The following is a 24,144-nucleotide window of genomic DNA, read 5'->3' as shown; positions in this document are numbered from 1 at the left end:
GCTTAAACGTGGCATCTCACTACATGAGGTGCATTGTGAAGGGACCTTTTGAAAATGTTTTTACAATTCTAAGCAAAGCCTTCGGCAATGTACACACAGAAAGATTCAGCAACTCTCATGAACCATCCATCGGGGTTATTTTAGGCGAAGAGTACTTCTTTAGAGTTAACAGTGACGTTGCTGTTCTCATAATTGTTGAAAGCTATTCAGCTGATGAAACGAGAATTGAAATCATTTCGTGTGCTGGAGGAACTGGGCTTCTTGAAATTTCTTATAGTGCCCATTCAGCCTATGTTAATGAGGTGAAAAACTTTCTCGTGAGCAGTGGGTTAGAAATAAAAGTTGAAGAGGAAATTCCCTATTACAGAGCTTCTCATTGACATTTCAGAACCATGTAGTCTAAAGGTTTGTTGCCCAGCAGAAGCCTAAAATATTCTCGGTTTTGCCTCTTATCCATTACATGTTCAATTTTTCCTTGTGCAATGACTGTTTCGCCTTTTTTGGCTTGTTCGCAGAATCTTCCTCTGAAGGAAGCGATTTCCTCAATTAAGCCCGTGTGTGTGCCGTCTAAAATTTGAGTGTTCTTGAGTTTGTAGGTGCAGGGCGTGAAGATTGATTCAGAATCGTCTGCTATTTCCGCTTTTATTCTTGTGTAACCAGCATTTCGGTATTGGACTGTGCCGTAACTTTCGTTAATTTCATTCCAGTCCTTAATGAAACGCACAAAATAGTCTAGGTTCTTGAATTTTCCTTGCAGGACTTTCCTTTTTTCTGTCTGCACAAAGTCTTCAAAACTCATCCTTGTGTCTTTTACACGAAACTCATATAGCCTCTGCAATTCTTCCGTCGTGTATTTTTTTACGTTGCTTTTTGCGTCTTGCGTCAAAGACTTTAATGCCTCGTAGACTTTACGGCAGTTTTCAGTCCCGTAAATTATCGGGTCAATGTCAGAACTCTGCGTGTGCAACTTAACAAGAAGCGAACCTGAAATCCCCATCTTAGCCCAGCGAATTCCCGCTTGATTTTTTAAAAGTTCCAAAAAATTTAGCGCATCCCTTTCCAAATCATCTAATCTTTTGCAATATCGAAGTTGTCGTAAACGGTTGACAGGCTGATAATGATGCGTCACATCTTCCAGCGACACTTCACAAAGCTTCTCATCAAAAACCTGGTCGTAAACAATGTATTGCGGAAAATTCTGTTCAAGAAACTTGAAGCGCTCAGAAATACTGTAGATTTTTTTGTAGACGCTTTTTCCACGGATGCGAGTGCCATGAGGCTCTGGAATAAACCGTGGAAAAGCAATAACCCTATCTAAAGGATGAATTAAACCCTTTATCTCAAAGATAACATTATCCTTAGTTTTCAGTAATTCACCTTCTCGCATTCGCATAAGGGCTCGCTCACATTGTTATATTACTTAAGAAGAGCTATGAAGATAGTATGTTTTTCTCCTGCCAACTCCAAGGCGTATCCGCTATTGCCTTCATTAACGGCACCGCGATTATTGTTGCTATTATGGCTTGTAATAATCTAATGGCAGGATATACAAATGGACTTACAACGAAGAGGAAACGAACGGTATCCACTGGCAATCCAAAAATTCCCTCATAAACTACAGGTGTAGCAAACGCAAGCGAACCCCACATGTTGTCAACTTGGTTTCCGATAAAAGTGAGCAAGAAATACAGAAAGGGCAAGGCTTTGGAAACAGATAGTTGCCTCGCAAATATTGCACATGGCAATATTAGTAGCAGGGCGATGATTTTATCCCACAAAACGGCTACTCCCACATAGAAATTTTCAGAAATAGGCTGAACAGGAGGCGTGAACAAGAAAGCAATTATGAGAATGGCATAAACGAGGAAGCCAACTTTCCACTTTCTATAAAATATCAGTCCAGTCACTAGGGCGTTTAGAGGCGGCGACAACAAAAAGGGCATGCCATAAGGACTCATGCTCGCTGGAGGCAAAGTCCAAGTGACGAATGCTCCCACGAAACTTGCTAATGCTCCCAAATAAGGTCCTAACACGAGACCATAGACGGAAGCGATGAGAGCTTCCAAACTTATCTTTATCTCGGGAATTGCGACTGCGGGAATATAGGGAGTTATTAATGAAAGCACATAATATAGCGCAGCAAATACCGCTGTTAAGGCGACGTTTTTAGTTGACAGTTTCATCTTTGTAGCTCCATCATGTAGTATTTTTCGTTGCTGTGTAGTTTTTTACACAACGTTAATAAAACTTTCGCGCAAAAGTTATATACAGAAAAAGGAGCACTGATGCGAATGCATCCCAGCGAAAAAGCAAAACACATTTCAAAATGCCTAGAGTTGGCTATTCTTTTTGAAGTCAGCGCCGACAAGCCTGGTAATGTGAATTTGATTGTTGGTTTTGAAGGAACCCGCCACGAGCATTTTCTTGCTTCAGCGGTGGCTGCCGCGCCGTTTTTTGAGTTAGCCGCAGAGCGGGGAATCGCCGTTTCTCAAGGAAGAATGCAGCTTAGCCAAGTTGGCATAGGCGAAATCATTCGAGACTGCATAGCTAGCATTAACGCTTGGCAGCGAGGCGGTAACACGCTACTCGGCACAATAATCCTCTTCGCGCCCATCGCAGCTGCTGCAGGAATGACTCCCACAGGACATGGATATATTTTTGAAATTCAAAGGCTACGCGAGAAATTGAAGCTTGTTGTTGAATCAACCACGCCGGAAGACGCGGTTAACGTTTATGAAGCCATTAAAATTGCGAATCCAAGCGGTCTTGGCAAGGCTCCTGACCTTGACGTTAACAGTCCAGACTCCGTGGAAAGAATAATAAAAGAGAATGTTTCACTTTTTCAAGTGTTCAAAATAGCCTCAAGCTACGACAATGTTTGCTCTGAATGGGTAAACAATTACCCCATAACCTTCGATGTCGCTTATCCTTTCTTAATGAAACAGATTAACGAGAACAAAGACTTGAACACGGCTATAATTCACACTTTTTTGAAGGTTCTGGCTGAGTACCCAGACACTTTCATAGCTAGAAAGGTGGGATTAGAAAAAGCTCAAGAAGTCTCCAAGATGGCAAGGGAAATCTTAAACCTCGGAGGGCTTTCAACAGCAAAGGGCAAGGAAAGTCTTCGCACGTTTGACTTGAACCTTAGAAGGTTCGGTAACCATTTTAATCCTGGAACAACCGCTGACATAATCGCTACTGCGTTAGCATTGTGTATTCTTGGCGGGTACAAGCCCTAACTATTCTTTTTCAATCCATCTTTTGTAGAGAAGAATTCCAACCGCATATAATGCAATGGCTGAAAGGCTGAGCGTCGCTATTGTGAAGGTCAAATCAGCTAACACGGCATTTCTTATCATTATGTTTCTTAACGCTTGAGCCGCATACGTCATTGGAATGAACTGACCAATCTGTTGAAGGTATGTCGGAAGATACTCCAGTGGGAAATACATTCCCACGAAGAATTGAAGCACTATGGCTATTGTTGTGGCTGCATTTGACGCTTCTTGGGGTGACCTGCCAATGCAAGATATGATTAAGCCTAAGGCTATACCGTTCATTGAGCCCAAAAAGAATATTGGAAGAAGCAATGGAATGTTCCAGTTGAGTTTTGGACCAAGTAGAAACGCAGCAAGAATTGCCATCACAAGGATTGATATTGCTGTTTGAAAGAGCGCAGCCAAAGTTTTGCCTAAAAGCATATTTATGGGACGAATAGGCGAAGCTCTAATCTTTTTAAGTGTTCCTCTTTCGCGTTCATATACTATAGCGCCCGTGGAAACTACCATGCTCGAGAACAAAAGCGGATAAGTAAGCATGCCTGGAACAATATTTTCTTTATAGCCTATCTCTTTCCCAAATGTCGCCTCTTCATTTATCACTATGGGTTCGGTATAGTTTGGATTAATGCCCTTATAATATTCTGTAAGAAAGGTTGCAACTCCGTCGCTGATGAGTCGAGACACGTCAAGATTAGTTTTATCCAATATCAGCGTGATGTTTGCGTGGCCACTAAGCATAAGGTTTTGCGTGAAGTTTTGTGGAATGATGAGTACCGCGCGTATGTTAGTTGCATTTAACTCTTTTTCTGCTTCTACTCTATCTGTGAAGTTTCTCACATTTAAGAATCCTGTGCTGTTGAGTCCCGAAATTATGCCTTCTGTTATTTCGGGCATCGGCGCCTGCGTGTCTTCATTTACTATTCCAATGTTGGCGTTGAACGGTATTTCTCTCCCGAAAATTGCAGTGAAAAGTAAGAGTATCATCACTGGGAAGGCTATAGTCCAGAAAATCGTGCCTTTTTCTCTAAAAAATTGCTTGATATCTTTAACAGCTATTCCTATCACTGAATTCATTGCGACTCCTCCATTAACTTGCGTCCAGTCAACTTTACGAACACATCTTCCAACGTGGGCTCTACAACCTCAATTTTTTCCGTGAGAATCTTCTGTGAGATTAACTTCTCTGACACTTCAGGCATGATTTCCCAAGGGTCTTTAGAGAAAACTTGAATTTCGTTTTCTTTTGTGACGCAATGGTAACTTTCAAGGATTTTTAACGCCTTTGTTGTTGAAGCATCCTTAACTCTTATGTGGACTGATGCTTCTCCGCCTATAGTTTCTTTTAAAACGTGAGGTTTATCAAGAGCAACAATCTTCCCTTTATCCATTATAGCGACTCTATCGCAAAGCTCATCAGCCTCATACATGTCATGCGTGGAAATTAGCATGGTTTTTCCGTAGCCTTTCAAATCTCTAATAAGCTCCCAAAACTCTCTTTTGACGTTCGGGTCAAAGCCAACGGTGGGCTCGTCTAAAATTACGATGGAGGGGTCATGAATGATTGACGCGGCGAGATTTGCGCGTCTCTTCATTCCTCCAGAAAGTTCCTTGACTTTTCGCCGCATGAATTCTCCAATTCCCAGAAATTTGGAGTAAAACTCAATTCTTTCTTTAAACTTCTTTGAGCTTAGTGAGTAAAGCGAAGCGGAAAAGGCAAAGTTTTCGTAAACGCTTAACAAATCGTAGAGCAAAGTTTCCTGAGGACAAAATCCTATGGAACTGCGAACCTTGTAGGAGTCCTTAACCAAGTCAAAGCCCAAAACGGCGACTTTGCCCTTGTCAAATCTTCTCAAACCGCACAGTATTTCCATTAACGTGGTTTTTCCCGCGCCGTTCGGGCCTAGTAATCCAAAAATTTCTCCTTCAAGAACACTGAAAGACACGTCGTCTAAGGCTGTGATCTCGCCGTAATGTTTCGTTAAACCTTCAACTTCTATAACCGTCTTTTCACCCATAAATTATCAACCTTAATTTGTTCAAAACGTTCCAGCAATCGCATCTCTGGTTTAAAAGTGTTTCCGTTTACAGAGCGTAAGATAAAAGTTAATTAGGTTAAAATTAGTGTATTTTCTTTTCAAAACATATCAAGCTTCATTCAAGAAAGAAATGTAAAAAGTTGTGTTGCCTAATGGAACAAAAGTCCAAACTATATGTGACGTTGCTTACTGGACGAACAATAGAGCAAGGAGTGGCCAAAGAACGCGGAAAATCCTCAAGCGAATATGCAGAAAGCGTTTCTGTCTGTTACATGGACCCCGAAGATATGAAACAACTTGGAATTAAAGAGAAAACTAATGTTCAAGTTTCAACAGAATACGGTTCTGTGGTGGTTAAAGCTTTAAAATCGCTTAGGGCTCCACATACGGGAATTATTTATATTCCTTATGGTCCATGGGCGAACGTTGTGGTCAGCTCTGAAACGCATAGTATTGGAATGCCATCATTTAAGGGAGTTTCAGCAGAAATTGAGCCAGCTCCAGACATGCCTGTGTTAGGCTTAGAGGAACTTTTAAAGAAACAGTTTAGGAAGGGTTAAAATGCAAGTGGTTAAGGCTGTAACTTGTCCAGTTTGCGGAAGCTTATGCGACGACATCGAATTAACAATTGACGACGGAAAGATTGTAAAGGTCAAAAATGGCTGCGCCATGTGTGAATCAAAATTTCTGGGATACTGCGGCGAGCACAGAATTTCGAAACCGCTCATTAGGAGAAATGGCGAACTCGTTAAGGCTTCTATGAAAGAGGCTATTGGAAAAGCTGCTGAAATCCTCGCAGAAGCAAACTATCCCATACTATACGGCTGGAGCTCAACAAGCTGCGAAGCAACACGCGTTGGACTTGAATTGGCAGAAGAAGTCGGCGGAGTAATCGACAACACGGCAGTAGTATGTCATGGGCCGTCTCTTTTAAGTGTTCAAGAAGTAGGAATTCCATCTTGCACTTTGGGACAGATTAGGCACAGAGCGGACCTTGTTATTTACTGGGGAAGCGACCCTTGGAGTGCTCATCCACGGCACATAGAAAGATACACAGCCTTTTCTGAGGGCAGATTTGAAAAAAGCGAGTGGAGAGGATACTTAACAAAACTGAAAGCCCTAATAGGTAGGAAGAAGATTGAAAGCACCTTGAGAAGGCTTTTCCTCAAAAAGCAGCCATCAGTTTCTTCTGTGCCAGAAGGTAAAGTTTGCCCGACAATTTCTAGGACTGGAAGAAAGTTAATTGTTATTGATGTTAGAAGGACTAAGTCTGCTGAGATGGCTGACTATTTCATTCAAGTTGAGCCAAACAAAGATTACGAGCTTCTCCAAGCATTTAGAAGTCTAATTCGCGACCAAGAACTTGACGTTGACAAAGTTGCTGGCGTTCCAGTGGAACATCTTGAAGAGGTTGCTGACGCAATGGTCGGGTGCAGTTTTGGAGCACTCTTCTTCGGTGTTGGTTTGACAATGAGTAGGGGTAAGTTGAAGAACATAGACGCCGCGCTTTCTTTAGTTCGTGACTTGAACATGTGCACTAAGTTTATAATAATGCCTATGAGAGGACACTTCAACGTCACCGGCGCAAACACAGTCTCCACATGGCAGAGCGGCTACCCTTACGCGGTTGATTTTTCTCTTGGCTATCCACGTTATAATCCAGGCGAAACATCAGTTATGGACGTTTTGCTTAGGAAAGAGTCAGACGCGGCTTTGGTTGTGGCTTCTGACCCCGTGGCGAATTTTCCCAGAAAAGCGGTTGAGCACTTGGTTGAGAATCCGCTTATCGTGATTGACCCTCACATGAACGCTACGGCTCAGATGGCTGACGTTGTTTTTCCATCAGCATTTGTCGGAATAGAAGCTGAAGGAACAGCCTATCGCATGGACCACGTGCCTCTTCCACTCAAAAAGGTTGTCGAACCACCGCGTGGAGTGCTTCCAGACGAAGAAATTTTGCGGAGGATTCTCTCTGAAGTCAGAAAAATAAAGAAAGCCAAAACTACGGAGGAAGCCTAAATGGAGCTTCTGATAAAAAACGGTTTCGTTTACGACCCTCTCAACGGCGTTAACGGCGAAAAAATAGACATAGCCATCAAAGACGGCAAAATAGTCGATAAAGTCAACGAACGCAAAGCACGAAAGATTGACGCTTCCGGAATGGTTGTAATGCCCGGCGGAGTGGACATTCACTCGCACATTGCAGGCTCAAAGGTTAACGCTGGAAGACTTTTGAGACCTGAAGACCACTTTAAGGATTTTGAACCCAAAACGCCTGTAACAAGGTCTGGTGTGGGCTATTCAATTCCGTCCACTTTTACGACTGGCTACCGCTATGCTCGAATGGGCTACACAACAGTGATGGACCCGGCAATGCCTCCGTTAGAAGCCAAACATACACATGAAGAATTTAACGACACGCCAATAATTGACAAGGCTAGTTATCCGCTTCTCGGCGACTGGTGGTTTGTGCTTGAATATTTGCGTGAAGGAAAAATTGAGGAATGCGCGAGACATGTGGCTTGGATGTTAAACGCGACGAAAGGCTACGCGATAAAACTTGTTAACCCCGGCGGTTTAGAAGCTTGGGGTTTCGGTCATAACGTTCATGGTTTAGACGACCAAGTTCCATATTTTTGCATTACGCCACGCGAGATTATACGTGGGCTATCAAAAGTGAATAGACTACTTAACTTGCCTCACACGATTCATGTTCACACTAACAATCTTGGAAAACCTGGAAACTACGTTACGGCTCTTGAAACAATGAAGTGTGTTGAAGATTTAGCCCTTGAGAACAAGCCCGTAATTCACATTACGCATTGTCAGTTTTCTGCCTTTAAGGGTGATGACTGGCGGACATTTGAGTCTGGAGCTGAAGAAATCGCAAATTATGTTAACGCGCATTCTCATGTGACCATGGATATGGGTCAAGTAATATTCACAGACACGACGACAATGACGGCTGATGGTCCCTTCCAATATAATCTTTATGAACTTAGCGGAAACAAATGGGTCAACCATGATGTGGAAACCGAAACTAGCAGTGGAATAGTCCCCTTCCATTACAAACGCAAAAGCTACGTCCACGCAGTCCAATGGTCAATAGCCTTAGAGCTAGCTTTGCTGATTAAAGACCCGTGGAAAATTTTTATGACAACAGACCACCCCAACGGCGGACCATTCATTGCATATCCAAAAATAATCGCGTGGCTCATGAGTAAGAAAGCTAGAGAAAAAACTCTGAAGAAGATTAATCCAAAAGCAAGAGCCAGAAGCCTTCTGCCATCAATTGACCGAGAACTAGGCTTTTATGATATGGCAATTATGACGAGAGCCGGACAAGCTAAAGCTCTGGGGCTCAAGAGTAAGGGTCATTTGGGCGTCGGCGCAGACGCGGACATAGCAATATACAATTTTAATCCCGAAACGACAGACCCTTCTAAGAAGTATAAGACTTTGAGAAAAGCGTTCAAAAGAGCCGCTTACACGATTAAGGATGGAAAGATAGCAGTTAAAGACGGCGAAGTTGTGAAGCATGTGGAAGGCGCCACAATGTGGCTTGACGTGCAAACTTCCGAGCCTGTTGAGATAACAGAGGAAATGAAGCGAAGATTCAAGGAATACTGGACGGTTGAATATGAAAATTATCCAGTAACAGAGCATTATCTTGAGGTTTCTCGTCCAATACTTGTGAAGGCTGATGTTTAATGATAACATTGTATCCAAAAAAAGAGTTTAAATTTCCAATAATCGCCGACTGCATAAACCCAGAAGTTTTTCAAAACAAAAAACCCGAGGAAATAGCGCGATTGAGTGTTTGGGAAGGAAACAAACAGAAAAAGCTTGCGGAGCTCTTCAACATCGAAGAAACCAGAACAGAAAACCCCTCTGGAAAAGAAGTCATAACCATAAAAGGTGATGTGGGCAAAGTCCGCCGAATAGGCGCAAACATGAAAGAGGGAGAAATAGTAGTTTACGGAAATGTAGGAATGCATCTTGGCGAAGAAATGAAAGGTGGCAAAATAACCGTGCACGGCAACGCTGGCGGATGGGCAGGGTCAATGATGAAAGGAGGAACCATAGAAATTCACGGGAATGCAGGCGACTATTTAGGTGCTCCCTACCGTGGATGCAGCGAAGGTATGCATGGAGGAAAAATAGTTGTCTACGGCAACGTTGGAAACGAAGCCGGCGCTCACATGAGGAAGGGTATAATCAAAATCTACGGAAACGCTGGACAGTTTGCGGGCTTCCGAATGCGTGACGGAACAATATACGTCGAAAAAGATTCTGAAGGCAGAGCGGGCGCTTGCATGACTAACGGGAAAATAATTGTTGGCGGCTTTTTAGAGTCTGTCTTGCCAACTTTCACAATCGACAGCGTCAAGGGCAAAGTTAAAGTTGAAGAAGACGAAACAGCACAAGGACCATTCTACCTTTTCTTAGGAGACTTAACGGAAAACGGAAACGGCAAACTTTATGTCTCCAAAACTAAAAATCCACACTTAAGCCATTACGAAAGGCTTCTCTAAGCAGCTAGAAGTTTAAGGAGAAAAGCGTCATGAAAGAAAAATTAAGCGTTAACCGTTTAGCATGGAAACTTCTCGAAAAACTCTGTAAAAACCCTGATTTTTATGGAGTAAAAGTTGGGGAGACAGATTCTGGAACAACCATTGTGGACGCCGGAGTAAAAGCCAAAGGCGGCTTTCAAGCAGGAAAAATCGTTACTGAAATATGCATGGGAGGATGTGGAAAAGCCAAAATAACCCATAGGCAATATGGCGAATTGTGGCTTCTCTCAATATTCGTTTACACAGACCACCCAGTCATCGCCACTTTGGGTTCACAGTTTGCTGGTTGGCAGATAAAAGAAGGCGACTATTTCGCGATTGGGTCCGGACCTGGAAGAGCTTTGGCGTTGAAGCCTAAGGAAATTTATGAAAAAATAGGTTATAAGGATGATTTTGACAAGGCGGTTGTGGTTTTGGAAACTGAGAAGCAGCCACCAGAATCCTTGATAAACAAGCTTGCGAAAGACTGTAAGGTTTCGCCGGGAAATTTGGCGATAATCTTAACGCCAACAACAAGTATAACTGGGTCAACGCAAGTTTCTGGACGAATTGTTGAAACTGGAATTCACAAGCTTAGCCGAGTTGGCTTGAACCCAAACGTGATCCGTTATGCTTGGGGTTGCGCTCCCATCTCGCCGACTCATCCAAAATTTGCTAAGGCAATGGCGAGGACGAACGATGCAATTCTTTATGGTGGAATAACCTATTACGTGGTTGAATATGAAAATGAAGAAGAATTGAAACGAATCGTGGAGAGTGTTCCTTCTAAAGCGTCTAAAGACTATGGGAAACCTTTCATGGAAATCTTCAAAGAAGCAAACTACGACTTCTACAAAATCGACCCAAACCTTTTCGCGCCAGCAGTCGTTATCGTTAACAATGTAAAGACTGGCAGGCTGTTCAAAACAGGAGAAATTAATGTAGAAATACTGGTGAAATCTTTAGGCTTTGAGAAAGCGGTACAAAAGTGAAAAGTTGCCTATTGTGGTGTTTTTACGCCCCGTTTTACTGCCTCTGCTATGACGTGTCCCAGAGGAATAGTGTAAAGCGCTAGTGTAGCATTAAAAATTGCTATAAGCGATAGCGCAGCAAGTATTGCTTCTTCTGGCATTCCAAACCCTACCGGAGGCGGAAAACGAAGGAACGTCCAGTTAACAAGCGTCATGATGCCAACTCTGAAAATGGTTCCCACTACTGTAGATAGAGTAATCACCAATGGGTCCGCATTTTTTTGAGGATTTTTTCTAGTCAATTTTATTATTAGAAACACGCCAAAAAGCATGCTTATTACTGCGGCTAGATTGTAAAGCGGACCTGTAGGAAGCAATCCAGGAAAAACAGCAAACAGCACAAGGGTATTCACTAATGCTATGGCGATTCCTATGAGGATTCCGTAGAGTAGAAACGCCGCGATTATTGGTATTTCCCATATTTGATATATGAGATACGGTGCATAAGGCGCTGGAATTTTTATTGGTGATAAATTGAGGACTATGGTAAGCGCAGCAAATATGGTTATTATCGCTACGGTTTTTGTGTTCATTTTGACCACTTTGGACGGCGCAAGATTTGTGGTATTAATTATTTAAGAGTAGCTACTCAAAAAAGAGTATTACGGGATGCGGGAAAACTTGAAAAATAAATATTGCTTATGCATATCTTCTAGTGGGAAACGTCTTTGACTGAAATCGTAAAGTTCCCCTCAAACGAAATCAAAGGCTGGCTTGAAAAAGAAACAAGTTCAATTTTTGTTCCAGTCCATGCCAAAGCAGAAAAACTGCTTGGAGAAATGCGTAAGGCACTTGAGAGTCTTTCTGATGCTTCAAAAATGCTTCTCGATAACAGCGCTAAGGAAATTGAGAAACGAAACATAAAAACTTACGGCAGAGCACGCGCCCTAAACAAACTCGCGCACATGTTTATTGACAGGCTAAGGCTGATTAAAGTTCCTGAAAAAGTTACCTACGACAGCCTTCAACAATTTTTTCAAGAAACCCAAAAAGCATTCTTGGTAACTGAGGTTGATATTAGAAACTGGTTTCCACGAATATCACCGTTCTTTATTCTTGACAGAAGAAAATTTCAACTGGTTTTCGAAAGGTCAAAAGAACTGCTTAAAATGCTCGGCGATTTTCTGGCACGAGAATACGTTAAAACGAAAACTTTGGAAGAAACCTTCCAACTCATAGACAGACTTCACGCTCTCGAAAATCAACTCGTAAATCTGAACGAACGAAAACTAAAAACTGAAAATGAAAAGGCTTTGGTTGAAAAGGAAATCGCTGGCACGCAACAAAAAATTGCCGAATTAAAAAGTAAGGGTGGCATAGGTCAACTAAGCCAAATAGACGCTGAAATTGAAGCTTTAAGCATGGAAGTAAAACATAGCTTGGGGCATTTACAGAAACCTTTCATAAAACTTCAATCATTAACCCTTCACGGCAGCGGAAGCGGATTAACTCCAGAAGAAGTCAAAAAACTTAATCAGTATTTGGAGAGTCCTTTTGAAGCTCTCGCAACCGAAGAAAAGGGTTATCCATTGTTGAGGCAGATTTTGCAAAAACTTGACCGTGGAATATCAGAGGAAAAGCTTAAACTGAAACCGGAGAAGACGCGAAAAGCCAAACAAGCAATAGAGAACATTCTCAACAAGAATTCATTAGAGAGTCTCCATCAAAAATGCGTTGATGTAATGTTGCGTAAAAGCCTGCTTTCAACATCTTCAGAAGTAGCTGAAACAAAAAACAGCTTATCCAAACTTCAGGAACAGCTTGAAAATCTTGAACGAAGAAGCAAAAGCGTTGAGTCTGAAGAAAACGCTGTCGAACAAGCATATAGCGAAACGATGGAAAGAATTCGTGTTCATAAAAGTCAAATAGAAAGGAACATTTTCAGTTTTATGGGAAGAAAAGTTCACATCGAATAGTTTGAAGGCTTGACATTTGCAATTTAACATCACACAAATTGTTAAGGAAGCTTTAGAAGTCAAATCTGACGCTTTTATGGATTTGGTTGAAGAGGCTACGCGTCTGCTTTGTAAAGAGAATGGAAAAGTTGGCAATCTCGACATTTTAGGAAGACTAGTCAAACTCAAACCTCAAGGCGAAGCGCTGGTAATCGGCGACTTACATGGAGACCTAGAAAGCCTAATCGACATACTTAAAATGAGCAATTTTCTTCAGAAAATGAGCCAAAACACAGATGCACTTCTAATTTTTCTTGGCGACTATGGAGACCGCGGCGAATACTCCACGGAAATCTACTACACAGTTCTAAAACTGAAACTGCATTTTCCAACGCAGGTTGTTTTGATGCGCGGAAACCACGAAGGACCCAAAGACCTCATGGCTTCTCCGCATGATTTACCCGTGGAGTTTGAAGTCAAATTTGGCGAAAAATGGACAAGTGTTTACGCTAAAATTCGTGAACTATTCGCTTGCCTTTACAATGCGGTTTTGGTGGAAGAGCGCTGCTTGATGATTCATGGCGGTTTATCTCCTCAGGCAAGAAGCATTGAAGACTTGGCATTTGCTCATGCTACGCATCCGAAACAGCGAATACTTGAAGATATCTTATGGAGCGACCCAAACGATACAGTTAAAGAATTATGTGCGTCGCCGAGAGGCGCGGGAAAACTGTTCGGTGAGAAAATAACTAATGAAGCGTTGGAGAGATTTAATGTTAAGATTCTGATAAGAGGTCACGAGCCCAGCGAGGAAGGTTTCAAACTCAACCACAGTGGCAAAATTTTAACTTTATTCTCTCGGAAGGGACAACCATACTTCAATGTCTCCGGTGCCTATTTGAATGTGGAGCTTTCTCGAAAATTCCAAAATGCAAAACAACTAATCCCTTACATTCACAAATTCTAAACGGCCATTCGGCTCAGCAATTATTTGGCAACAAGGAAAACCAATTCTGATTTAAATTCTAGTCGCTGAATGTTCCAGTCTTTCTTTTCTGTTAACTTTTTAAATGTAGCCTCGTAGTGTTTTCTCATGTCTTTCTCTCGTCCTCCCAAAGTTTTAACGGGAAAAGAAATGACAAGAAATTTCGAGTTAAGCGCTTCTAAAGTTTTTAATCCAGCCGACTTCTGGATTTGTTCGAGGCACGGTAAAGTGTTGAGCACGAAAGCCAAATCCGTTTTAATTATTGGTGGATGTTGCACTACATCTCTGGCTTCTGCAAATCCTTGAACATTGTTTATTTGCATGAACTTGTTTAGAAAGTTAATCATGTCCTTGTAAATGTCATATGCATAGTATTTTGTCTTTTCAGATAGAGGCATCCAAGGAATCGACAGCGGATGAAACCCGCATGCCACATCCATTACTGAATTAATAGGCGGGAGAAGTGAAAAAATTCTTGAATAAAACTCGTCTAACAGCCCTAAACGTTCTCTTGTTGAATAATGGCAGCTCATTATTTCAGCACATGCTCGGCGGAACAAATTTTCCTTACCTGATTTTTTTGTTTTCTGTAGCTTTTCCTGCCACATCTCATATTGCGGTTTCTTTAGGAAGTATGCTCCGCCTATTTGGTGTAGCTTGTTCTTTGTGGTTTTTACTGCTGCTTTTAGGCTTTGCTGTTTCAGAAGCTCGTGCATTCCAATGCTTCGGATTAAGTCTTCGCAAACGTTTCGATATTTTGAGCTTTTTAAAACCGTTTCAACTAATCGGTCAATTTGTTCATTTTTCATTGGAAGTTTCTCTCTATGTCTCTCACGCCGCCAAATGTGACAGGTTTAACTATGCGCGAGTGCAAATTTAAGCAGATAGCCCTAATAATGTGCGCCAACATTTTTTACACGGAAACTTTAAGAATACAGTCCCGTAGCATCTTTTAAGAATTTAAACTTGAGAAGGTTCGTTTTTGAAGATTGGAGTTGTAACGCGAAATAGAAACTCGTGGAGTTCAACGCAGCTTAGAGAAGCACTAGCCAGACACAACATTCCTCACTTATGCTTTAGTTTTCCACGGTTAGCCGCTCGCGTCGGATACAAACCATACATAAACCTCGCTAACGTCAACCTTCTAGAAGAACTAAACGCACTAATAGTTCGTCCAATTGGAAGAGGCTCACTAGAAGAACTAGTTTTCAGAATGGACATGCTTTATAGGCTTCAACGCTTAGGCATGTACGTGGTAAATCCGCCCGAAGCAATCGAACACTGCGTCGACAAATACGACATTCTCGCAATTTTGGAAGAAAACGACATACCCGTTCCACGCACAACCGTTACCGAAAGCGTTGACGAAGCTTTGAAGGCTTTTAATGAGCTTGGCGGAGACGTGGTTGTCAAGCCACTTTTCGGTTCAAGAGGCATAGGCTCCACTCGAGTTACAGACGCGGAAATTGCGCACACAGTTTTCCGAAACATAACGTTTTATCACGGCGTGATATATCTTCAAGAGTTTGTGCACCATGGCTTTTCGGACATTCGCGTTTTTGTTGTTGGCAACCGCGTGGTTGCCGCTATGCGTCGTGTTGCGAACAGTTGGAAAACAAATTACAGTCAAGGCGCTCAGCCATTATCTGTCGAGCTTGAGAAGACGCTTGAGGATATGGCAGTTAAATCCGCACAACTCATTGAATGTAAGATTGCGGGCGTGGACATTCTAGAAAGTCCAAGAGGACCTTTAGTTGTGGAAGTTAACAGTCAACCAGGATGGAGAGGACTGCAATCAATTACAAAAGTTAACATTGCAGACGAAATTGTCAAGTTCGTCGTGTCAGAATTGAAAAAATAGGAGAGACTGGTTAAAGTGCGCGAGGTTGAAATCGTTAAAGTTGACGTTTCAACAAAAAAAGCTCAAAAACTGAAGGATTATGTTGCAGAAGAAAAACCTTTGCCCATATTCATAAACAAAACCCATTATGCGACTATTTACTGTTCTCCAACAAACCTCAAAGAATTAGCAGTTGGTCATCTATTAACCGAAGGCATCATAAAATCAATTGATGAAATCCAGAGCATAGATATCAAGGAAAAAAATGTCTGCCATGTTAAACTAAAACCAAACATAGACTTAGAAAAGAGACTGAAGCTTTCTCAACATTTTTCACGCATAATTCTCTCTGCATGTGTTGGTCCATACCAACCTTCCAAGAAACTTCCAAAAATAAAGTCAAATTTGAAGGTTAAAGCTGAAACAATCCTTGAGTGCGTAAGAAACCTAAACTTTACGGCTGAGACTTTTAGAAAAACTGGCGGAACACACGCTGCAGCGATTTACAAAAAAGACGGAGTTCTCGTGGCATTTGCTGAGGACGTTGGACGCCACAACGCAGTCGACAAAGTAATAGGCTCTGTCGCTCTAAACAAGATTGATTCTAGCGATTGTTTTCTCGCCCTGAGCGGACGATTAACAGGTGATATGGTTTTTAAAGCGGCAAAAGCGGGTTTACCAATAGTGGCTTCATTGGCTGCTGCTTTAGACTCTGGAATCGCTGTTGCCAAGAATGCAGACTTGACTTTGATAGGGTTTGTTCGCGGAAAACGCATGAATATCTACACTTTTCCAGAAAGAATTCTCTCATAAGGGTCGTCAGCCTTTCTCGGAAACGGCATTTCTTTTCCATCTTTAACAAGGATGCTGCGTGGTTTTTTAGTGAATATTCCCAGAAAATTTGCTTCAATACCCTTTGCAAGCAGTTCCTTCTGAACTTTGTCTTTTGCCTCGGGACTAACAGCCACTAGTATCGTGCCTGTTGAAGACATTGAAAGCATTTGTTCATCTGATAGCTTAAACCATTCGCATAACGTTTTGACTTCATTTTTTATTGGAATTTTTTCGAAATTTATTTTGAAACCGACTTTTGACGCTTCCGCCATCTCATTTAACGCTGCAGTTAACCCGCCTTCAGTAGCATCATGCATGGCGTGTACGCCGCCAATTTCGGAAAGTATTAACGCCTCTTTAACGCAACTCTGCGTTGTGACAAGTTCTGAGAGTTCTCTTGTTCTTGTCTCTCCAAAAAGTCTTTCAGCCAGCGCTTTGTGTGTCAATGCAAAGTTTACTGCTATTTCTAAACCGATTGGTTTGACGCATAAAATATGGTCTTCTGGTTTAGCGCCGCCGGGAGTGATTAGCTTTTCTTTTTCTATTGTTCCATATGCTGTGCAAACGCCAACAAGCGTTGACAGTCCTTGGTAGGTTCCTGTATGTCCTGTTACAACAGCTATTTTTAGCTCGTCAGCCGCTTTGCAGGCTTGGCTCATAATGTTGTAGAAAGTTTCGGGTTTTGTTGATGATGCACCTAGAAGGTTTATTGTGCAGAATTCTGGTTTCGCTCCGAAGAGCGCCACGTCAGAAGCCGCGTAATGCACCAGCAACCATCCGAACCATTTCTCTGGAACGCCAATGCACGGGTCAGTTGAGACAACTAAATACTTATCGTCTAGTAAGTGTACGCCTGAATCAAATCCTGGTAAAGGCGGAACAATAACTCGCAAGTCTTTTTTAATACAGCTTAGAAGTCTCTTCAACTCTTCGGTTGCTAGCTTGCCCATTTTTTCCAACAAATCCAGTTATTTTCTTAACAGTTCAATTCCTTTGCTTGTTATTTTGAAGGGAATCCATTCAAGAGGATGATGGCATCCTTCCATTTTGACTATGCGAAGTTCTCGCTGGCATTTTTCCTCGTTAAATCTGAAGTAGAAAATGTTGTGGGCTTTGTTCAAGTCTAAGTCTGTGGCGCGTTGAGTTGCAATGTCCTTTTGGGTGGCTGCTGTCATTATGTCGATGTTAACAATGTTGTCGTAGTGACACCAGTTAATCGTCCAATCTTCAACAGGCTCCATATATTTCAAGTCGTACAAGGCGAAGAGTTGTTCGCTGAAGTCTCCGGCAGCAAATCGTGCCACCCTTTTTTCGGAAATCAGCTTGTCTATGCGTTTCATCTCTTCGAAGTCGTCCAAGCTAAAATATATTACTCGAGGGTCTTTCGGGTAAGGCTCAAAATGTGGGAAGGCTTGTATTGCGATGAATTTGCCTTTGTCAATGTAGGGTTCAATGTTCCATCCGAAAGATTTGAAGTAAGCTATCAAACGTGGAAACGGTTTATCCATGACATCATAAGCAACAGTTTCGCCTTCCTTTAATCCTTGCCAAAGAAACTGCATTGCAAAAACAGTTTTTCCTGTTCCTGGTGGACCATAAAGAATGTTGCGCGAGCCAGACTCGATGCCGCCACCTATCAAATCATCAAAGCCCTTAATCCCAGTCTTCAGCTTCACCATTTGGAGCTCGCTCTCATAGAAATATTTTCAGCAACTTGCTTTCTTGCAAGAGATAAACTATGTAGATGCTTATTGCAAGCTCTGGTAATATGTACCCTCCATTGTAGACTGCTGAGTATACTATTGGAGACATTCCTTCTGGTGCGTAACTGCCGAAGAAAATCACGCCTGAAATGAAATGCGCTAGGAAACGTCCCCATATGCCCACGTTGACACCGACAAACGGGCGATTTTGGAAGAAACCAGCCAATCCAAGCATGCCAAAAGCTATGGGGTAATCCAGTAGCACTTGAGCTGGGTGGTATATGAATGGCTCAACCGCTAACTGCACAAGACCATAAACCACCGCTGCAAACAAGCCTACCTTCGCTCCTCTTCTCAATGCTAACCAAAGAATTGGCACCATTGAACCAGCAGTCACAGAGCCGCCTTGTGGAAGACTGAACACTTTAATGTAGCTCAACGCAGTTGCCAAAGCAACAAAACTTACAACTTCCGCAATTATTTTAGTTGAAGACGTAGCTTTACTTTCTTTCATGTTTTTTCCCTCCGCCAGTATTACCTGGATCAGGTTCTAAGGGTCGACAGCTTTCAGCCGTCCTCTCAGCCAGGTCATGTTCCCAGCTCCCCTAAACCTTGCGGGGGATAATGTTATTTAGTTGTATATTTATTTTTCCTAAAGTTAGCGCGTGTTGGGATGTTGCAACATGAAGCCTTTGCCTAAAGAATTTGACATCATCAAGATTGAGCGGAAGTGGCAAGAGAAATGGGAAGAAATGGGTGTTTATCGTTTTGACTGGAAAGACACGAAACGTCCAATTTTCAGCATTGACACTCCGCCGCCGTATCCTTCGGGCGAGTTTCACATGGGAAACGTGTTAAACTGGACATATTTCGACATAGTTGCCAGATACAAACGCATGAGAGGCTACAACGTTTATTTTCCGCAAGGATGGGACTGCCATGGCTTGGGCATAGAGGTTCAAGTGGAGAGAGAGCATAAAGTCAGAAAGAGGGACGTGCCTCCGGACAAGTTTCGGAAATGGTGTGAAGAGCTTGTTGAAAAATACATTGCGATGATGAAGGAAGGTGTGATACGCTTAGGATGCAGCGTGGATTGGACGACGGAATACCGCACGATGAACCCGGACTACTGGAGACGCACCCAATTGAGTTTCATAATTCTCCATAAAAAAGGCTTCATGTACCAAGGAACGCACCCGGTGAACTGGTGTCCTCGCTGCGAGACAGCAATAGCAGATGCAGAAGTGGATTATGAAGAACGAGAAGGCACACTTCACTACATTAAATTTCCATTAGAAAACAGCGGTGAACATCTGCTTATAGCCACGACACGCCCAGAATTCATACCCGCATGCGTAGCAGTAGCAATCAACCCGTCAGACGACAGATTCAACAAACACATAGGCAAAAAAATAACAGTGCCAATCGTGAACCGCACAGTCGAGATAATCCCAGACGAAAACGTTGACCCATCCTTTGGCACGGGCGTTGTGATGATTTGTACATACGGCGACAAAGAAGACGTGAAAACCGTAATCAAACACAAACTTCCAGTCATAGGACTCTTGAACGAGAATGGAACCATAAACGAGAACGGCGGCAAATACGCAGGCTTAACAATAAACAAAGCCAAAGAAGCCATAGTAAAAGACCTTCAAGCCGCTGGATTGCTGGAGAAAACTGAACGGATAAAGCAGGAAATAGGCGTATGCGACAGATGTGACGCTCCAGTGGAGATTCTTGAACGCAAACAATGGTTCATGAAAACACGCATCCTAACCGATAAAGTTGAAGAAAAAGCAAAACAAATCACGTGGTACCCGGACTACATGAAAATTCGCTTAATAGATTGGGCACGTTCGCTTGACTGGGACTGGGTAATAAGCCGCCAACGCGTTTTCGGAACACCAATACCCGTTTGGTACTGCAAAAACTGCAACGAGGTAATCTTAGCAGATGAAAAGTGGGTTCCGATAGACCCGAAACTCGAAAAACCACGAATAGACAAGTGCCCAAAATGCGGCGGCAAAGAATTCATTCCAGAACGCGATGTTTTCGACACATGGATGGACTCTTCAATTTCCTGCGCCGTGCATGCTGGTTGGCCAGACCGCGAAGACTGGAGAAGACTGTTTCCGGCGGACTTGCACCCGTCAGGAATAGACATTATTCGAACTTGGGCTTACTATTTGATGGTTAGACACTTGGCTTTGTTTGACGAGGAACCCTACAAAAGCTGTTTAATTAATGGTATGGTTTTGGGTTCTGACGGCAGAAAAATGAGCAAATCATTGAAAAACTATGTTGCAGCTCCAGACGTGCTGGACAAGTACGGTACAGACGCCGCTAGACAATGGGCTGCCGGCGGCGGAGCCACAGGCTCAGACATTCCATTCCGTTGGCCTGATGTTGAATATGGAAAACGCTTCTTGACTAAGCTCTGGAACGCCGCAAAATTTGTTAGCAGCCAACTTGAAGATTACAAAGAAAACGAAGAGTACGAGTTGCAACTTCTGGACAAATGGATTCTAAGCAAGGCTCAAAAACTCACGCAACGAGTAACAGAAGCGTTAGAAAAATGCCAATTCAACATAGCCCTTGAAGAAATTCGTAACTTCACATGGCACTTGTTCTGCGACCAATACATTGAAGCTGTGAAGGATAGGCTTTACAAGCCAGAAGTTTACGGAGAAAAAAAGAGGAAAGCAGTTCAATTAACGCTTTATAATGTTCTTTACCGCGTAATTCAGCTTCTTGCTCCAATTTCGCCTCACATTACTGAGGAAATCTATGACGCAATCTACAAGGACGAAGTAGGCGAAAAAAGCTTGCAATTAACAGCATGGCCAACACCAGATGTGAAACTTATAGATGAAGATTCTGAGAAGAAAGGAGACCTGGTGATGGCTGTTATAACTGAGATTAGACGTGAAAAGGCAGAGAAAAGAAAACCCTTAAACGCGCAAATAAAAAGGCTAAAACTTTATGCTGGAAAAAGCGAATTCGCGAGAATACTCAGCGAGAGTAAGGAAGACATTGCGGGAACATGCAAAATCGTTTACATGGAGATTTTGTCGGAAAAGGGTAAAGGCAGACAGATTCCAGAGAGACCAGAAATAAGCTTCATTAGTGAATATTAAGCCATTGAGACTTTAATTCAGCGCGTCTCTTCAAGTTTTTCATTTATTCTCTTGCAGCTAATTTTTCTTGAATGATCGCTGGAATTTCCCTTAAAGAATGAACAATGTAATCTGCTGGCGCTTCATCTTTTTCTTGAAAGTCTCTTTTAACAAATATCGCTGTTCCATTAGCGTTTTTGGCGGCTAACACATCAAAAAGCAAGTCGCCAACCATAAAGAATTCCTTCACTCCTAACGTTTTGACAGCCAGTAATATCCCTTCTGGATTAGGTTTCAGCTGCTTCACTTTCTCTCTTGTTACAATAACATCAAAGTACTCTCCTAAACCATGAAGCTCAAAGACGATGTTGACGGCTTTTACTGAAGTATTGGTTACAAGACCAATTTTCAATTCAAGCTTTTCCAATTCCTGTAATGTAGGAATGGCGTCTGGAAAAAGTTTCGAGTTCTTTGCTGATTCTAACTCGTATTTGCTCAGAAACTCTTCCAATTCACGGTGAAACCTTTCTTTCTTGATTCTTGAAAAGTTTTTCTCAGCATACTCGTAGCTTTTATTACGCATAAGAGTTGCGCGTTCTATTCCTTCAAGTAGACTTGATGGAATGCCAAGCACTATCAGTTTCTCTCTTGTTTTGCGTCTAAACTCTTTGACATGTTGAAAATTGGACCATGGGGTCTGAATTAGTGTATCTTCTAAATCGAATAGCACTGCGGTCATGTGTTTGTCTTTAGCCATTTTTTGACTTCTTCCATTAACTTGTCAATTTCCTCTTCAGTATTGTAGAAATGCGGTGAAACTCTTAATCCGCGAGCTCTTGCAGAGGTAACTATTCCCTTCTGCCTTAACGTTTCAGTCAGTTTCTTTGGCTTGTCTATTTTGAAATTAACTATGCCTGAGCGGTATTGGGGGTCTTCTGGCGTCTGAAGTTTAAGCTCCAAATCTTTAACAGCCTCAATTATGCGGTCTGTGAGCTTCAATATTCTCTCTTGAACGTTTTCCACACCAAACTCCAATAGCAGCTTCAAGGCTTCCATTGTGCCAGTGAAGCTTATGAATCCCGGTGAACCAACTTCAAAACGGCTTGCAGTTTCCGAAAGTTTCAAACTCCAAATGTCCCAGAAATCTACGGTTTCGAAAATCTCTTGCTTTACACTTGCCCAACCGACAAACGTTGGCTCAAATTTTTCGATAAGCTCCTCTTTAACGTAAAGATAACCAGTTCCTGGAGGGCTTAGAAGCCACTTGTAACATGCTGTAGCCAAAAAGTCCACGTCGTCCTTCTTCACATCTATTGGCATGGTGCCAACTGACTGTATTGCGTCAACAATTAGGTAGGCTCCGTGTTCATGAGCTATTTCGCTTAAAGCTCGCAAGTCATGGCGAAAACCGTTTACGTATTCAACGTGGCTTACTGCAACTGCCATCGTTTTATCGTCAACAGCTTTCTCCACATCTTCGAGCAAGATTTTGCCATTCACATTTTTCACGTAATCAACTTTCACGTCTAAACCCTTACGCAGCCAAGGATAAACCACCGATGGATATTCCAAGTCTGTCGTGACAATTTTTGAGCCACGCGGATAGCTGAGCACGTTTGCAGCTATATTCAATCCTATGGAAGTGTTTTCGACAAGCGCAATTTCTTCTGGTTTAGCACCGATTAGTTTCGCAAAGAAAGGCTTTCCGCCGTCGTTCCATTTAATCGAAGTGTCTCCGAAATTCGAGAATTCGTCAACGCATTTGCGAAGAGCATCAGCAACTGGTTTTGGAAGAGGCGACTGTGCAGCATGGTTCAAAAACACTTTGTTCTTTGTTATTGGAAATTGTTTGCGAATCTCTTCTATGTCTTCCATATAGAAAGCTCCTTACCGCGTTAGTTAGTAACCCAAATTAATAGCGTTGACTATTAACTTCTTTGGGTTATACACATGACTGAAAACACGATCATCGTGGTTACGACACCAGAATTGCCCGGACATGAAATTGTTAAGGTTTTAGGCGTTGTGCACGGATTAACCGTGAGAACCAGAGGCGTCGGTGGAAAATTCGTTGCTAGTGTTGAAGGAATTTTCGGTGGAGAAGTGACTTCTTACACTTCTGAATGCGAAAAAGCAAGAAGAGAATCGTTAGATAGACTCATTGAAAATGCCAGAGAAAAAGGCGCAAACGCCGTCATAGGTGTGGATTTCGAAACAAGTGACATACTTCAAGGAACAGCTACAGTCTTCGCAGCTTATGGAACAGCAGTAATCGCGAAACCGTTAGGAAAAAGTCTCTGAGTTCCTTCAACGATGAATAAGCCAGCTTATGGCGTTAGGCGTTACCTGAACAAAGCCAAAATTACTGCTCTAATAATCAAAGAGACGCCAATCAACATTATTATTGCCGCCCAAAACGAAAACCACATAGCATGAGTTGTCGTTGCATTAAGGAAGTTATTTACAAGAAAGCCTCCAACTAGCCAAAAAACAATGTCTCCTGCATTATCAGCTTTTTTGTTCAATGGTGAACGCGCAAAAAGGCGCAGTGCAAGCAAGACTGCAAGGAAGATGCCCCACGAAAAACAGAATAAAGCCGCAGCAGAGTAAACAGCCGAGTGATTTGCTGGGTTCGCAGGTGCTGGAAGAGAAATATTAAGTGAAACGTTGGGCACTCGGACAATGTTAAAATCTTGGAAAAAGGCTATGGTGTTGTCGATTAATCCTGGCGTTCCAATAAAGAGCACACCTAAAAGAATAAAGAAGGCGCCTGCCGAAAAGATGCTGAGAAATTGTTCCTTTGTTTTCTGCGAAAAATTAACACTCATTTTTGTTTTTCTCCAACACTAGTTTAGTCTTGCATA

Annotated in this window: 25 protein-coding genes and 1 riboswitch; of the genes, 13 read left to right on the top strand and 12 right to left on the bottom strand. The window is 42.3% G+C overall.

Annotated elements, in window-relative coordinates; all coding sequences use genetic code 11:
* Positions 1-8: 8 nt before the first annotated feature.
* The gene (locus tag QXW63_02650; protein MEM3460799.1) at positions 9-380 is read left to right on the top strand and encodes a hypothetical protein; all 372 of its coding nucleotides are present in this window, start codon (positions 9-11) and stop codon (positions 378-380) included.
* Here the strand turns inward: QXW63_02650 and QXW63_02645 are convergent.
* Positions 374-1,393, bottom strand: a complete 1,020-nt coding sequence (locus QXW63_02645; GenBank protein ID MEM3460798.1) for a hypothetical protein — start codon at positions 1,391-1,393, stop codon at positions 374-376. The genes QXW63_02650 and QXW63_02645 overlap by 7 nt on opposite strands.
* Before the next feature lie 37 nt (positions 1,394-1,430).
* A complete protein-coding gene (locus QXW63_02640) occupies positions 1,431-2,183 on the bottom strand; it encodes an ECF transporter S component (GenBank protein MEM3460797.1) in 753 nt (250 codons plus the stop codon).
* Positions 2,184-2,285: 102 nt separating this feature from the next.
* On the opposite strand from QXW63_02640, the gene QXW63_02635 reads away from it, so the two are divergent.
* Complete coding sequence (locus QXW63_02635; GenBank protein ID MEM3460796.1) at positions 2,286-3,242, top strand: triphosphoribosyl-dephospho-CoA synthase; 957 nt, start codon at positions 2,286-2,288, stop codon at positions 3,240-3,242.
* Here the strand turns inward: QXW63_02635 and QXW63_02630 are convergent, their stop codons facing one another.
* A complete protein-coding gene (locus QXW63_02630) occupies positions 3,243-4,358 on the bottom strand; it encodes an ABC transporter permease (GenBank protein ID MEM3460795.1) in 1,116 nt (371 codons plus the stop codon).
* A complete protein-coding gene (locus QXW63_02625; GenBank protein MEM3460794.1) occupies positions 4,355-5,299 on the bottom strand; it encodes an ABC transporter ATP-binding protein in 945 nt (314 codons plus the stop codon). The genes QXW63_02630 and QXW63_02625 overlap by 4 nt, the downstream gene beginning before the upstream one ends.
* A 173-nt stretch (positions 5,300-5,472) precedes the next feature.
* Here QXW63_02625 and QXW63_02620 point away from each other — a divergent pair, with 173 nt between their 5' ends.
* From QXW63_02620 to mch, 5 genes are read left to right on the top strand one after another with little or no spacing between them, the layout of a single operon-like run.
* Entirely contained in the window at positions 5,473-5,880 is a 408-nt protein-coding gene (locus QXW63_02620; protein MEM3460793.1) for a molybdopterin dinucleotide binding domain-containing protein, read from the top strand.
* A 1-nt stretch (position 5,881) separates the two neighbouring features.
* Positions 5,882-7,339 carry a formylmethanofuran dehydrogenase subunit B gene (locus QXW63_02615; protein ID MEM3460792.1) on the top strand — a complete coding sequence of 486 codons (1,458 nt, stop codon included), beginning with the start codon at positions 5,882-5,884 and terminating at the stop codon, positions 7,337-7,339.
* Entirely contained in the window at positions 7,340-9,031 is a 1,692-nt protein-coding gene (locus QXW63_02610) for a formylmethanofuran dehydrogenase subunit A (protein ID MEM3460791.1), read from the top strand.
* Entirely contained in the window at positions 9,031-9,855 is an 825-nt protein-coding gene (locus tag QXW63_02605) for a formylmethanofuran dehydrogenase subunit C (GenBank protein ID MEM3460790.1), read from the top strand. Before QXW63_02610 ends, QXW63_02605 begins: the two co-directional genes overlap by 1 nt.
* 29 nt (positions 9,856-9,884) lie before the next feature.
* Positions 9,885-10,865, top strand: coding sequence for a methenyltetrahydromethanopterin cyclohydrolase (gene mch, locus QXW63_02600; GenBank protein ID MEM3460789.1), 981 nt, complete (start codon positions 9,885-9,887; stop codon positions 10,863-10,865).
* Positions 10,866-10,873: 8 nt separating this feature from the next.
* On the opposite strand, the gene QXW63_02595 is transcribed toward mch, so the two are convergent.
* On the bottom strand, positions 10,874-11,437 hold the full coding sequence (locus tag QXW63_02595; GenBank protein ID MEM3460788.1) for a hypothetical protein: 564 nt from the start codon (positions 11,435-11,437) through the stop codon (positions 10,874-10,876).
* A 135-nt stretch (positions 11,438-11,572) separates the two neighbouring features.
* On the opposite strand from QXW63_02595, the gene QXW63_02590 reads away from it, so the two are divergent.
* Together QXW63_02590 and QXW63_02585 are read left to right on the top strand one after the other, a co-directional pair.
* A complete protein-coding gene (locus QXW63_02590; protein ID MEM3460787.1) occupies positions 11,573-12,820 on the top strand; it encodes a hypothetical protein in 1,248 nt (415 codons plus the stop codon).
* A 16-nt stretch (positions 12,821-12,836) separates the two neighbouring features.
* The gene (locus QXW63_02585; GenBank protein MEM3460786.1) at positions 12,837-13,766 is read left to right on the top strand and encodes a metallophosphoesterase family protein; all 930 of its coding nucleotides are present in this window, start codon (positions 12,837-12,839) and stop codon (positions 13,764-13,766) included.
* Positions 13,767-13,786: 20 nt separating this feature from the next.
* Here the strand turns inward: QXW63_02585 and QXW63_02580 are convergent, their stop codons facing one another.
* Positions 13,787-14,593 (bottom strand): hypothetical protein, encoded by an 807-nt coding sequence (locus tag QXW63_02580; protein ID MEM3460785.1) that lies wholly within the window; start codon positions 14,591-14,593, stop codon positions 13,787-13,789.
* A 173-nt stretch (positions 14,594-14,766) separates the two neighbouring features.
* On the opposite strand from QXW63_02580, the gene QXW63_02575 reads away from it, so the two are divergent.
* Positions 14,767-15,645, top strand: a complete 879-nt coding sequence (locus tag QXW63_02575; protein ID MEM3460784.1) for a RimK family alpha-L-glutamate ligase — start codon at positions 14,767-14,769, stop codon at positions 15,643-15,645.
* Between the two features lie 15 nt (positions 15,646-15,660).
* Positions 15,661-16,437, top strand: a complete 777-nt coding sequence (gene fdhD / locus QXW63_02570) for a formate dehydrogenase accessory sulfurtransferase FdhD (GenBank protein MEM3460783.1) — start codon at positions 15,661-15,663, stop codon at positions 16,435-16,437.
* Here the strand turns inward: fdhD and QXW63_02565 are convergent.
* The 3 genes from QXW63_02565 to thiT form a co-directional block, all read right to left on the bottom strand.
* Entirely contained in the window at positions 16,407-17,408 is a 1,002-nt protein-coding gene (locus QXW63_02565; protein MEM3460782.1) for an AIR synthase-related protein, read from the bottom strand. The genes fdhD and QXW63_02565 overlap by 31 nt on opposite strands.
* Before the next feature lie 18 nt (positions 17,409-17,426).
* Positions 17,427-18,137, bottom strand: a complete 711-nt coding sequence (locus QXW63_02560) for an ATPase domain-containing protein (GenBank protein ID MEM3460781.1) — start codon at positions 18,135-18,137, stop codon at positions 17,427-17,429.
* Between the two features lie 13 nt (positions 18,138-18,150).
* The gene (thiT, locus tag QXW63_02555; GenBank protein MEM3460780.1) at positions 18,151-18,675 is read right to left on the bottom strand and encodes an energy-coupled thiamine transporter ThiT; all 525 of its coding nucleotides are present in this window, start codon (positions 18,673-18,675) and stop codon (positions 18,151-18,153) included.
* Positions 18,664-18,778, bottom strand: a riboswitch (TPP riboswitch). Its footprint overlaps the gene before it by 12 nt.
* 66 nt (positions 18,779-18,844) lie before the next feature.
* Between thiT and QXW63_02550 the strand changes: the two genes are divergently transcribed.
* Positions 18,845-21,301: a valine--tRNA ligase gene (locus QXW63_02550; GenBank protein ID MEM3460779.1), complete on the top strand. Its 2,457-nt coding sequence runs from the start codon at positions 18,845-18,847 to the stop codon at positions 21,299-21,301.
* Positions 21,302-21,344: 43 nt separating this feature from the next.
* Here the strand turns inward: QXW63_02550 and QXW63_02545 are convergent, their stop codons facing one another.
* Both QXW63_02545 and QXW63_02540 read right to left on the bottom strand, forming a co-directional pair.
* Positions 21,345-22,037, bottom strand: a complete 693-nt coding sequence (locus tag QXW63_02545; GenBank protein MEM3460778.1) for an HAD family hydrolase — start codon at positions 22,035-22,037, stop codon at positions 21,345-21,347.
* On the bottom strand, positions 22,016-23,155 hold the full coding sequence (locus QXW63_02540; protein ID MEM3460777.1) for an aminotransferase class V-fold PLP-dependent enzyme: 1,140 nt from the start codon (positions 23,153-23,155) through the stop codon (positions 22,016-22,018). The genes QXW63_02545 and QXW63_02540 overlap by 22 nt, the downstream gene beginning before the upstream one ends.
* A 75-nt stretch (positions 23,156-23,230) precedes the next feature.
* Between QXW63_02540 and QXW63_02535 the strand changes: the two genes are divergently transcribed.
* Positions 23,231-23,581 carry a YbjQ family protein gene (locus tag QXW63_02535; GenBank protein MEM3460776.1) on the top strand — a complete coding sequence of 117 codons (351 nt, stop codon included), beginning with the start codon at positions 23,231-23,233 and terminating at the stop codon, positions 23,579-23,581.
* A 41-nt stretch (positions 23,582-23,622) separates the two neighbouring features.
* Here QXW63_02535 and QXW63_02530 read toward each other — a convergent pair whose 3' ends face one another.
* Positions 23,623-24,108, bottom strand: a complete 486-nt coding sequence (locus tag QXW63_02530; protein ID MEM3460775.1) for a hypothetical protein — start codon at positions 24,106-24,108, stop codon at positions 23,623-23,625.
* Positions 24,109-24,144 lie beyond the last annotated feature (36 nt).

The sequence above is a fragment of the Candidatus Bathyarchaeia archaeon genome, assembly GCA_038873195.1.
Classification (GTDB): Archaea; Thermoproteota; Bathyarchaeia; order Bathyarchaeales; family Bathycorpusculaceae; genus DSLH01.
This window is presented reverse-complemented; position numbering and strand designations above follow the sequence as displayed.